Below are 12,355 nucleotides of genomic sequence, written 5' to 3'. Positions count from 1 at the left end.
TTGTGGAATTGGAGGAGATTTGTTTTCATTAAACACAACGAAAATAACCCCCGAACAGGAAAAACCTGTTGGAGGCTACGCTCTATTTTATATCAAAATCTCATTACGATTCTTCCGTATATTGAGGCTTGGATACGTTATCCGGAACCGTTTCGTCAAAAACATCCTGACCTGGATAATCCCGTACGTCTCCCTCGTGAAGCTCATGATTTTCATAATCAAAACGATGTGCAGACCGCTGGTCCACCCGCCACGGAGAACTTTTCCCAAGAGACTCGGATAACAGAGATGAACCGTAAGGACCCTCCGGGAATTCTTCGAGTGTGATATCGTTTCGCTGCGACTCCACCGTAGACACATCGGTATATTCTTGCCGATCTTCACGCAAAAACTTATCTTTCATCGTTTATCCCTCCTGATCCACTTCAGATGACCAACGTCCACTTATTGTGAGCGAGGACAAACGCATTTATGCATGACCTTTGGAAAACACTGCGTTTAGGTTTTGATCCATTACCGGATCCATCACGATCATTATCGCCATCACAGTTAGCGAATCCATATTAAAAGTACAAAAGCAATGAGGCCAGCCATGCTAATCCAGGTATCGCGTTTGGACCATACCAATAACGATGAACGTCCTCCGAGCGTAGAGTGCTCTCTAACTTTACGCATTTCCATCGCAATGGTCATATCCTCTGCACGTTGGAACAGTGCCATCAACAAGGGAATCACCATCGGACCCAGGTCACGAATTCGAACGGTATTTGGTCTTAAAGCTGCCTTTCCACGTGCCCGCACGATCAGTGAGAATCGCTGCCACTCACTCCAGATCATCGGGATAAACCGAAAGATTAACGATACAGCAAGTGCAAACGAAGCTACGGGCAGCCTGATTTTTTTACCGATACCGAGTACCCAGTTAAGCCCTTCTACCATTCGCCCATAAGGTGTCGTCAACGAAAACCAAAGGCTTGCCAATGTGACGATAAACAAACGATACACATTCAGCAAAGTGCCCTCCGCCTGCATCAGGGAAAAGCCAAAGTGCAGACCTCCTCCCTCTGTTGAAAGAGTTGTCCCAGATAACGCCGATGATATGATGAAAAAGAATAATAATGGCTTCATTAACTTCATACATCCAGCCAAAGTCTGACGCGGGAGCACGGCAAGTGCTGCTACTACCGGCACCAGTGTTAACGTCAATCCCAGCCATCGCTGTTGAAGCATAGCTGCGGTGACCAGCAAAATATACAAAATCCATTTCAAACGCGGGTCCATAACGCCATATAATCCGCCTGAATGAGTCAATGTGTTCGGAAGAAGCTTCGGATCATCTTCCGTTTTAATGGACGACAGCATCAGTGCTTCTTTTTCATCCTTCATTGCATCGCTCTTGACTTCCATCATTACCGTCCCTGATGTTTCTATCGACTCGTTCTGAATCCCCACCTCAATTAACGTAGACTGAACAATGCAGTCAGCCATCTCTTCTGGCGTCATCGCGGTTAAAGGCAGCTGAAGACCCGCTGCTCTTAACTGCTGTGCCAGTCTCATCGATGGTGGCAGTCCGATCCCTGTCTGCTCCAGCAGTTCAGGTCTTTTGTGAAGTTCTATCGGCGTAAGATCGGCGATTAGACGGCCTTCCTGCAACAACAATACTCGATCCGCACAAGGCAAGAATGTATCCAGATCATGGGTTGCTACCACGCCCCCACCACCTGCCAGACGATGTTGCGCCAATACATCCAGCAAAAGCCCGACACTTTGCGCTTCCAACCCGGCGCTTGGCTCATCCAGCAGAAGCCAGTGTGGATTGGTCACACTTCCGAGAGCAAGTCCAAGCCTGCGCTTCTCTCCCCCACTTAGAGCAAATGGCGACCTGTCCAGATGAAAACGTCGGTCCAACTCCGAGGAAACTGGCGGGTCCCATTGGTTCAGTGCTTTTGTAATCTGCTCTTGTTGCTGTTTCTCTGAAAGTCGATAGGGACGCAGAGAATATGTGAATTCACGCTGAATACTTCGCGCAAACAGTTGTTGTTCCGGAAATTGAAACAATAGTCCCATTTGCAATAAAATCGACTGCGGCACTTTTCCTTCTTTCCAGAAAGGTGTGCCATCCAATGTGATACTTCCTGCATCGGGAGGTCTCAGACCAGCCAACGTCTGTAGTAGAGTCGTTTTTCCTGAACCCGTACAGCCCAGCAACAACGTGATTTCCCCGCTGTTCAATTGCACTGTCACATCTTCAAGCAGAGCACGTTTACTCGATTCCGATGCTCCTATACGTATATTGCTTAGCTCAATCTCCAACGTGCGACCTCCTTGGCCAGTTGCTCAGGTCGCAGTGGCATGGCTTCTGGCATCATACCTTTTTGCTTGAGCAATAACGCAGTTTTTACAGTAAAAGGGGAGTCCAATCCTAACCGTTCACAGGGAGATAGCTGTACATTTTCCCGAGTAGCCTTCTCATTCAGCTCTGTTTCATAGTAAAAGGACTCCGGCTCCCCGTTGTACACACAACGTCCCCTCTCCATAGCAATGATTCGATCACACAGGGTTGCTTCCTCCAGATGGTGCGTAATCCAGATCACCGTTGTCCCCCGCTGGGTAATCTTCTGAACGATGGCCTCGATGCGGTCTCTTGCTCCTGGATCAAGCATGGCTGTTGGCTCATCCAGAATCAATATATCCGGTTTGGCCGCGAGTGCTACCGCAATGTTAAGCAGTTGTTTCTGTCCACCCGATAACTGTGAGATGGCCATATCCGGGGGATATTGAAGTCCTACGGTATGTAATGCGTCCTGCCTCTGCTCCAATTGTTCTTCTACAGTATTCATTAATGGTGACAATGCATAATGAAATTCCTCTTCAATGGTATCACCCAGTACCTGTGCATCAGGTTGCTGTAATACCCCCCGAACGGTAAGTTCATCCGAGATATCCCGTACGCCTCCCGATAGTGGAATGAAACCGATCAGTAGTCCAGCAAGTGTGCTTTTTCCACTACCATTCGCCCCTACTATACTAATCCATTCGCCTTGGTGCAGCGTAAGCGAAACCCCATCCAGCGCTTTCCTCACCTGACTACCTTCGGAAGCATAATGCACTCGAACATCTTCTAATGTAATTATAGGCAGGTTGCCTTGCATCGTAAATTAGTCCTTTCCCTTTCTATTGTTATGTGGTACGATCCTAATCGTTAACCACATTTATATAATTGGTTAACAATCATATTACCAAAATGGAGAGGATTGTTCAAACATGAAATTATCTTTGCGAGGCATTGTATTCAGCGCACTTATGGCCGCAATTTTAGTACTTTTTGGTTACATAAGTATTCCCATTGGCTTCTCCCCTGTACCGATAACATTACAAACTTTGGCTGTCATGCTGGCCGGAGGATTACTTGGTCCACTCTATGGTTTTCTAAGTGTCACGATCGTTGTTCTGCTCACCGCTCTTGGATTCCCCTTGCTACACGGGACCGGAGGACTTGCAGTACTGCTTGGACCTACCGGAGGATATGTGATGATGTGGCCGATCTCCGCATTATTGATTGGACTGCTGCTTGCACGAATCAACATCAAAGGTGTAACAGGATTCATTCTCGCTTTTGTTGTATTTGAACTATTTGGCTCACTGCTCTTGTATATATCGGGTGTCCCTTGGCTTGCCTATGCATACAAAATGTCCTTACCCGAGGCCATGATTCAAGGATTCTATCCTTACATTATTGGTGATCTGATCAAAGCTGTATTTGCTGCCATCATCATTGCGCCCGTGCGCATGGTTTTCCCACCTCAACGCCTCACAGGTAACATGCATTCCACGGTTATAAAAGCGGATTCTTAATAGAAGCTACATAAGGTAACTAATCTGCCTATCTTTGAAAACGACGAAACCGCCAAAATCACTTTGGCGGTTTTCGTTACTTCTTTTCCTCTAAGATTGTTCTGTCATCGGAGTGATCCGTGTAAATCTTCTTTAGTTCAACTTATATATTCACCTGAATTAATTGACGCTCTGTAATCTGAAATTGTTGATCCGCTGTATTTTCAATAAACCTCTGATCATGAGATACATACAGAATCGTTCCTTCATATGCCTTAATAAAACGCTCCAACGCTTCCAATGCATGCATATCAAGAAAATTTGTCGGTTCATCCAACAATAGAATGTTATATTGTCCAAGAAACAAGTGACATAATTGAAGACGAATCGCTTCCCCTCCACTTAATGTCCCAACATTCTTGAGCAAGTCATTCCCTGTAAACTGCATTGCATGCAATGCACTTCTCAGCTCTGATTCCTCATATTCCGAACGATTCTTCAGGAATTGTAATACGGTCTCTTTTGTCGTGAAACGATAGCTCATTTGCTGAAAATAACCGAGCTTTGCTTTTGGAGACATTATGATCTGATCTCCGACATGGAAAACATGGTTAAGCAATGTACTTTTCCCACAGCCATTGGCTCCGGTTATCGCTATTTTTTGTTTTAATGGAACCTGAAAACTCACATCCTCCAGCAATACGTTACCTTCCACTTCAAGTTTAAGGCGATCTGCCATAATCGGAAATCGGTTGTGCAGCTCCAGTGTCTTTGGCTGACGGAAGATCATAGGCCGATCCTCTTGCACTGCTTCTACCTCGTGAAGTTGTTGCATCCGCTGTTCAATCGCTTTGGCTGCGCGGTGCACCGCTTTTTGACTGGTGCCTTTGGATTTTGTTTCAACCATACGGTTTGTTTTTGCCTTGGATTCTTTTTTGGACATGCTTCCGGCCTGCGTTATTTTCTCGGCTTTCTTCATCTTTTCCCTGGCGGCCAGCTCCAATCGTCTTTTCTCCTTCGAGAACTGTTCATGGGCCTGGTTTTGCTGTTCACGCTCCAGCCTCTTCTGTGCCTGATAATCACTATAGTTGCCGGAATATACGCGAACCTCACCTTGATGGATTTCCCAGATCGTGGTCACCAGTTCATCCAGAACCGCACGATCATGACTGATCAGTACGATTGCCCCATAGTAATAACGCAATTCATCCAGCAAAAATGTAATGCCCTCTTGATCCAGGTGTGTTGTTGGTTCATCCAGTAACAGTACTTCATGATAATGAGTGAACATTTGAGCCAGTTTTAGACGGGTCTGTTCTCCGCCACTCCATGGTTGATCGTGTTGAGGTATGGCTAATTTACTGAGTAAAGCCCCGTCAACTTCAATACTTTCGTTAGACTGGGGTGGTTCCACTTGTTCCAAATAACCAAACTCTGCAAAACGTTTTACCTTTCCGGCTGTTGGCTGGATCTGCCCCGCAATGATTTTCAACAGTGTACTTTTACCCTGACCATTACCACCCACTACACCAATGCGATCCAGTTGATGCACAGCCAGTCGCTCAATGTTCAGGATTACTTTATCCATATAGGTCATCTCAACCTGTTCTAATTCAAAACATATCTTTTCCATATTCGCTACCTCCGAAATAAGATTTATTTCGTATCGATAGCGAAGCAAGCTTCTATCGATACGAGCTGATCGTGCCAGCTCGTATCAATAGAACAGTAACGTCATCATGGCGGTTACCTCCAGTAGTCTGTATTGAGCGCCTTTAACTTAATTATTTACCTGATTAAGATAATCAGAAGAAAAAACAAAGAATCACAGGCCACGGCCTGTGATTCAACGTAAACGGGAAAGCGAGTATAACACTTATTTTAAGGTCAGGATGATTGAAAATGACAGACTGGTCCCGTTTACTCTGAACCAATGGTCAGAGCCTTTGAACGTATTCAATTACCGATTCAAAGGAAGGAAACGCAGTCTCATCGCATGTGTCATGTTCAATAATCCACCTTTCATTATCTTGTATAGATGTACAATTCTAATTATAATTTTCCAATTCCACCATGTCAACGGAACGATGAAAACACGGCACCATCAGATTAGTACATCAATCTACTTTTGTTCCTGGCCATTACCGCTACTTAATTTTAATAGAAGCTCTTGGCTACTAACCTGACCTGTAGCCTGTGGAATCACTTCTTCGTAGTTGGCTGAGTTGGTTACTATAATTGGCGTTACCGTGTGATAACCAGCGGCCTTAATCTGTGCAATATCGAACTCAAGCAACAGATCTCCCGCTTGGACCCGATCGCCTTCTTTGATATGGGAAACAAAATGCTGCCCATCCAATTTAACAGTATCAACTCCCACGTGAACCAATATTTCAGCACCGGTGTCTGATACTACAGCCAAGGCATGTTTTTTCTTAAATGCAACGGTAACTGTACCATCAAAAGGCGCTACGACTCTGCCCACAGCTGGCTCAATCGCAATCCCTTTACCCATTGCTCCTGATGCAAAGGCCGGATCTGGAACTTCCGACAATTCCACAATCGTTCCTTCGATTGGGCTGAATACAACTTCGTCTGAAGCATTCATTGTACGGGCAGGTTGCTGGGCGGATGACGTAGATTCAGTTATTGTTTCTTCTTCAACCGGATCTTTGAAGCCCATGATGTACGTCAGTACAGCCGAAACAACAAAGGATACTACGATACCCAGAATCAATCCAGGGAAGCCTTGTCCACCTGGCCCGTAGAAGATTGGCAAGGTCAGCAGTCCCGGTGCACCGGATGCAAATGCCAATGTGCCCGCTTGACCAATGATAGCTCCACCAACTGCACCACCGATAACTCCTGCAATGAATGGACGTTTCAGTGGTAATGTTACCCCATAGATGGCCGGTTCAGTAATACCGAACAAAGCCGTCAATGTGGATGATCCCGCTAATGTTTTCAGTTTTTTGTTCTTGGTTTTCAGCATAACCCCAAAAGCAGCACCCGTTTGAGCAAAGATTGAAGCTGTCGCAGCTGGTTTAACCCCATCCTGTCCATACACTGCAACGTTGTTGATAAATACCGGAATAAGACCCCAGTGTATTCCGAAGATAACGAGCAGCTGCCAGCTTGCACCCATAACGGCTCCTGCGAGCAATGGACTGAATCCAAATGCGGCAACGAGTCCAGCTGCAATTGCATTACCAACGTAGACACCAAATGGTCCGAATACCAACAGTGTCAGTGGTACCATAATCACTAGCAAAAACAATGGCGTAACAAAGTTTTTCACACTATCGTGAAGTGACTTATTAAAGAACTTCTCCAACTTGCTCATGACAATGACAGCTAAAATGATAGGAATAACCGTCGATGAATAGTTCATCAATATGACAGGGATACCCAAGAAATCCGTAGGTGTTCCCTCTGATTTTAACGTGACGATGGATGGATAGATCAGTGCTCCTGCAATCGTCATCGCTACAAACATATTTCCCTGGAATTTACGTGCTGTTGTAACCGCTAACAACAGAGGCAGGAAGTAGAAGAGACTATCTGCTGCTGCATACAGGATTGTATATGTTGTTTCTGTCGTTTCCAGCCATCCAATATTGCTCGCAATCAACAATAACCCTTTTAGAATACCGGCTCCCGCCATAACACCCAGAAGTGGCGCAAAGATGCTGGATATGATATCGATAATCCCCCCGAGCCCTTTGGCTGCTTTGCGAGGTTTTTCTTTATCTGACGAATCGTCCAGAATGTTACTGATCTGTCCAATGGCACTATAGACTTCAGGCACCTTGTTACCAACAACAACCTGGAACTGTCCTCCATTTTCTTTGACTGCGATGATGCCTTCTGTTTTCTCTAGTTTGGCTTTGTCTGCCTTGGCATCGTCCTTCAATACAAACCGTAACCGTGTTGCACAATGAACCAGCGATTCCACATTTTTCTCACCGCCGACCAGTTCTACAATCTCTTTGGCCAGTTTCTCTTGACTCATGATCTGCACCCCCACTTTTTCTCAAACAGGCCCTTTACCGATTTTTTTGCACGCAAAAAACCTAAGCCTTGAGCAAGGGGACACAATGGTCCTGACCTTCTCATGACTTAGGTTTTGCCTGCATAACCAGTAACAATCCCAGTTAAATCGTATTCAATTCCTGTTAATCACATATTATTATAATAAAACCATTTTTGTCAACATTTAAATATTATCGATTAACCACTCGTTCGATATGAACCGTCAGATACAATTTTTCTTCATTGGTCAGCTCATGGTTGTACTCTTTTTTGACAAACATCTCAATTTTCTCCGTACATGCTGCCGCATCAGGATGCTTCTCCTTAATCATGTCATAGAAATGATCATAGTTGTTGTCGTAATGCGTACCGCTGAGCACACGCTGGGAGAAGAACTTCAGATGTGTGATAAAGCGAAAATAACTGAGGGAGTCCTCATCAAATTCCATTTTGAAATGATATTTCGCTATATTAATAATCTGCTGGATAAACTTCGTAATATTCATCGTTGTGATAACTTCTTCGTTCATCTCTGCGTTGACAATATGAAGGGCAATAAAAGCGGCTTCATCGGGCGGAAGCTCAATATTCATGCGGGTATTGATCTGTTCCAGCGTCTTCAGGCCCAGTTCGAATTCGGGCTTGTACAACTGTTTGATCTCCCACATTAATGCGTTCTTGATCTCCACGCCTTCCCGATAACGTTCGATGGCGAAGTTAATATGATCCGTAAGGGATACATAGATGTTCTCATTCAGCTTTCGGCCCAGATTCTCACGCGCATACGTGATGATCTCTTCCACAATTTCAATCAGTTCCATCGGAACTTCGCGCAGCAGCATTTTGAAATTATCGGACGTCTGTTTGTTTTTCAATGCAAATACTTTCTGGATGCGGGTCTCGTCTACTTTATCCCCCGGCTTTTTCTTAAAGGCAATCCCACGTCCCATCACCACAAGCTCTGCTCCATCCGCCTGATAGATGCTAATGACGTTATTGTTGATAACCTTTGCTATTTTCACTTCAATCCCCCCGTCACGTTCCACTCTCTTGGCAGTTATACATCGTCTTTTGGGCATACAAAAAAAACCTGAAGCATCACAAAATAAACAAGACATGGTGGTCTGCTTTTTTCGGTGCTTAGGTTTTGCCTACTTCGAGTAGTAACAATCCCAGAAACGATATAATTGCGTCAAGTATAGCGCGAACCTGACTATATGTCAACGCTTTCAAGGTGGGGACAATCGGAAGTCCCATGGTTATATAAATTGAACTAGAGAATATTTACACTTGCTACTCCGATGACAGAACAACCTTCCGATCACTGTTATCCCCAGCTTTTTTCTGTCCTCTCCGTTTTGTGTAAATGTTTAGTTCAATTTATATAGATGAAACTTCCGATGTTTTATTGCCGTACAAGACCATTTTAATTCAGAAAAATATAAACTACTCCTCACCCAAGTTTGTTCCGTTGGATTCGATCACATTTTTGTACCACTCAAAACTCTTCTTCTTCAGCCGTGTCAGCTCACCTTGACCTTCATTATTACGATCCACGTAAATGTAGCCATAACGTTTTCTCATCTCACCTGAGGAAGCACTCACAATATCAATAGGTCCCCAGCTGGTGTAACCAATGATGTTCACCCCATCCTGAATAGCCTCACCCATTTCAGCTACATGCCGTTTCAAGTAATCAATCCGGTATGCATCATCCACTTCACCTTCCCGTGTAACCACGTCATTGGCACCAAATCCATTCTCAACAACAAACAGCGGCTTCTGATAACGATCATGTAGTTGATTGGCAGTAATACGGAATCCTTTGGGATCAATCGTCCAGCCCCACTCGGATTTCGCCAGATATGGATTGGCTACCGAGCCAAATACATTACCGCTGGTCATATTTTTGGTAACTTCCGGATCGGTACTGGTTGTACGACTTGAATAATAGCTGAACCCGATATAATCTACGGTATGATTCTTCAAGATTTCCGCATCACCCGGCTGCATAACAATGTTCAACCCGTGATCTTTGAAGAAACGTTTGGCGTAACCCGGATATTCCCCACGTGACTGCACATCAATGAAGAAATAGGACTCTCTATCTTTTTCCATGCCCTGGAACACATCTTCCGGATTACAAGTATACGGATAGAAGCTTCCTGCGGCGAGCATGCACCCAATCATGGCACCAGGAATAATCTCATGACATGCCTTGACTGCCAATGCACTTGCAACCAGTTGATGGTGAGCAGCCTGATATTGAATTTCCTTGATGTTATCCCCTTCATTGAACGCCAGCCCCGCCCCAAGGAACGGAAGATGTAACAGCATGTTGATCTCATTAAATGTCATCCAGTATTTCACCTTGTCTTTGTATCGAGTGAATACCGTTGTAGCGTAAGTTTCGAATAGCGTCACCAGTTCACGACTTCTCCAGCTGCCATACTTCTCGATCAGGTATACAGGCACATCGAAGTGAGCCAATGTAACCACAGGTTCAATGCCGTTTTTCAACAATTCATCAAACAGGTTATCATAAAATTGCAATCCGGCTTCATTTGGCTGTGCATCTTCTCCTGTTGGGAAAATCCGTGCCCAGGCAATGGAGACACGCAGTGCTTTGAACCCCATTTCGGCAAATAAAGCAATGTCTTCAGGGTAACGGTGATAGAAGTCAATCGCTTCGTGTGAAGGATAGAACTCGGTAGCAAGCGGCGTAAAAGCCGGAACATGACCTTTCATAATACTTCTACGGTTCTCTCCTGTTGGCAGCAAGTCAACGATACTCAGTCCTTTGCCGTCTTCCAGATACGCGCCCTCCGCCTGATTCGCAGCAATGGCTCCACCCCATAGAAAATCTTCAGGAAATTTAAAATTCGTCATCATCATTCTCCTTCCAAGTATGTAGTTCAGTTATCCGCTCAAATCACGAGAAAATTATAGAGACAAAATATTTAAGTTGAACCACACAATTACACATAAACTAAGAGGACAGAAAAAATCTGGAGAAGCGAAGCTAAAAGCTTTCAATGGAAAGCTACTTCGTAAGCATAAACTCGCCTTTATCACCGGATTTCCCCTTTAAAAAGGGATTCGAAAAATCTGGGGATAACGACGATTGGAAGATTGTTCTGGCCGCGCAGTCGCCCCGTGTAAAATCGTTTGTTCAACTTAAATAGAAAAAACCCGAACCAGCCTGGGTACACGATTACGTGTAAACAAGCCAGCTCAGGTTATGCCCATATCGGTAACATTCCCAGATCATGATTATGCGGATTGGATAAAACTTTAGCAAGAATCAGAACAGTTGTCAACTTCTTGAAACCGGTTTAGCTTCGGATTGCCCGCTACGATATTTGATAGAACGCAGCACATGTGCCGCCAAAAATCATCTGCTGATCTGATATAGGTAGGGCATTAATATGACTCATAATGAGATCGTATACTTCAGAATACGTAGCTGAAACGTTGCTCACGGGCCAGTCGGACCCGAACATTAACCGTTCCGCACCAAAGGCTTCTATGGCGATATTCAGATAGGCTGTAAAGTCCTTTGGAGTCCAATTTGCCCAATCTGCTTCCGTCACCATCCCTGAAAGTTTACAGTACGCATTAGGTTGTGCGGCCATTGACTCAAGTGCTTCTTTCCAGGGTGAGATTATACCTGATTTTATGTCGGGTTTGGCTAGATGATCAAGGACAAATCGCTGCTCAGGAAACGTCTTAACCAATTCAACGGCATAAGGCAGTTGCTCCTTGGATACCAACAGATCATAGGCCAAATCATACTCTTTTAGCAATGCAATACCGCGCTGAAAGTCTTCTCTTAATACATAATCCAGATCAGGTTCATCTTGTATGACATGACGTACGCCCTTCAGATATGGATTGGACGCGAACAGTTCAAGCTGATTCCGAACTTCATCCGAACAAAGATCCACCCATCCGACAACACCTTTGATACATTCATGCCGATCTGCCAGCTGCAGAAGCCACTCGGTTTCTGTCAGTGATTGTCTGGCTTGTACCGCAATACATCCATCCAGTCCTGATTGGACCAATAAAGGTTCAAGATCTTCCGGAAGAAAAGATTGACGAATGGTTTTCATCTCTTCGCCAATCCATCCGTACTCGGCGACATTGTATTCCCAGAAATGTTGATGTGCATCCAGCTTCATATTAGATCCCTCCCAGGGTATATAAATCTAATTATCATTAAAAGCAACCATATGGTTTTCATTTCCAATGAAATAAACGCTCACTACACAATCTATTCATATGACAAAATCACTGATTTTTACATGATTTTTATGCCAATTGTGCAGGTATTGTCCAATATTAAATCATGATATAGTAAATTACGAAAACGCTTTCAAAGCATAAATCGGTGGTGATTCCAGTATTAAACAAGTGAATTTTTGTTTGCGTTGAGCTCTATTTTCACCCTGCTTAACCGCTATTCACGTTCAACCATTCTCTATTC

Annotated in this window: 9 protein-coding genes; 1 reads left to right on the top strand and 8 read right to left on the bottom strand. The window is 44.4% G+C overall.

From position 1 onward, the window contains the following. Window positions 1–103 precede the first annotated feature (103 nt). The 3 genes from V6669_RS13765 to V6669_RS13755 all read right to left on the bottom strand — a co-directional run bounded on the left by V6669_RS13765 (window position 104) and on the right by V6669_RS13755 (window position 3,152). The gene (locus V6669_RS13765) at window positions 104–403 is read right to left on the bottom strand and encodes a hypothetical protein (protein ID WP_338594391.1); all 300 of its coding nucleotides are present in this window, start codon (window positions 401–403) and stop codon (window positions 104–106) included. A 146-nt stretch (window positions 404–549) separates the two neighbouring features. Then, window positions 550–2,313, bottom strand: a complete 1,764-nt coding sequence (locus V6669_RS13760) for an ATP-binding cassette domain-containing protein (protein WP_338594389.1) — start codon at window positions 2,311–2,313, stop codon at window positions 550–552. Continuing rightward, complete coding sequence (locus tag V6669_RS13755; RefSeq protein WP_338594387.1) at window positions 2,298–3,152, bottom strand: ATP-binding cassette domain-containing protein; 855 nt, start codon at window positions 3,150–3,152, stop codon at window positions 2,298–2,300. Before V6669_RS13755 ends, V6669_RS13760 begins: the two co-directional genes overlap by 16 nt. A gap of 112 nt (window positions 3,153–3,264) precedes the next feature. Here V6669_RS13755 and V6669_RS13750 point away from each other — a divergent pair, with 112 nt between their 5' ends. Then, complete coding sequence (locus V6669_RS13750) at window positions 3,265–3,855, top strand: biotin transporter BioY (protein ID WP_338594385.1); 591 nt, start codon at window positions 3,265–3,267, stop codon at window positions 3,853–3,855. 142 nt (window positions 3,856–3,997) lie between these two features. On the opposite strand, the gene abc-f is transcribed toward V6669_RS13750, so the two are convergent. From abc-f to V6669_RS13725, 5 genes are all read right to left on the bottom strand, one after another. Then, window positions 3,998–5,467, bottom strand: coding sequence for an ABC-F type ribosomal protection protein (abc-f, locus tag V6669_RS13745; protein WP_338594383.1), 1,470 nt, complete (start codon window positions 5,465–5,467; stop codon window positions 3,998–4,000). Between the two features lie 489 nt (window positions 5,468–5,956). Then, window positions 5,957–7,846: a beta-glucoside-specific PTS transporter subunit IIABC gene (locus tag V6669_RS13740; protein ID WP_338594382.1), complete on the bottom strand. Its 1,890-nt coding sequence runs from the start codon at window positions 7,844–7,846 to the stop codon at window positions 5,957–5,959. Between the two features lie 211 nt (window positions 7,847–8,057). Beyond that, a complete protein-coding gene (locus tag V6669_RS13735) occupies window positions 8,058–8,888 on the bottom strand; it encodes a PRD domain-containing protein (RefSeq protein ID WP_338594379.1) in 831 nt (276 codons plus the stop codon). A 424-nt stretch (window positions 8,889–9,312) separates the two neighbouring features. Then, on the bottom strand, window positions 9,313–10,755 hold the full coding sequence (locus V6669_RS13730) for a 6-phospho-beta-glucosidase (RefSeq protein ID WP_338594939.1): 1,443 nt from the start codon (window positions 10,753–10,755) through the stop codon (window positions 9,313–9,315). A gap of 464 nt (window positions 10,756–11,219) precedes the next feature. Further along, window positions 11,220–12,050, bottom strand: a complete 831-nt coding sequence (locus tag V6669_RS13725; RefSeq protein WP_338594377.1) for an amidohydrolase family protein — start codon at window positions 12,048–12,050, stop codon at window positions 11,220–11,222. Window positions 12,051–12,355 lie beyond the last annotated feature (305 nt).

Source organism: Paenibacillus sp. Y5S-9 (assembly GCF_036894235.1).
In the GTDB taxonomy this organism is placed as follows: Bacteria; Bacillota; Bacilli; order Paenibacillales; family Paenibacillaceae; genus Paenibacillus.
This window is presented reverse-complemented; position numbering and strand designations above follow the sequence as displayed.

Bases quoted from the DNA above. Each gene is read 5' to 3' on its own strand.
- V6669_RS13765 (WP_338594391.1), bottom strand. From the start codon at position 403: ATGAAAGATAAGTTTTTGCGTGAAGATCGGCAAGAATATACCGATGTG.
- V6669_RS13755 (WP_338594387.1), bottom strand. From the start codon at position 3,152: ATGCAAGGCAACCTGCCTATAATTACATTAGAAGATGTTCGAGTGCAT.
- V6669_RS13750 (WP_338594385.1), top strand. From the start codon at position 3,265: ATGAAATTATCTTTGCGAGGCATTGTATTCAGCGCACTTATGGCCGCA.
- abc-f (WP_338594383.1), bottom strand. From the start codon at position 5,467: ATGGAAAAGATATGTTTTGAATTAGAACAGGTTGAGATGACCTATATG.
- V6669_RS13740 (WP_338594382.1), bottom strand. From the start codon at position 7,846: ATGAGTCAAGAGAAACTGGCCAAAGAGATTGTAGAACTGGTCGGCGGT.
- V6669_RS13730 (WP_338594939.1), bottom strand. From the start codon at position 10,755: ATGACGAATTTTAAATTTCCTGAAGATTTTCTATGGGGTGGAGCCATT.
- V6669_RS13725 (WP_338594377.1), bottom strand. From the start codon at position 12,050: ATGAAGCTGGATGCACATCAACATTTCTGGGAATACAATGTCGCCGAG.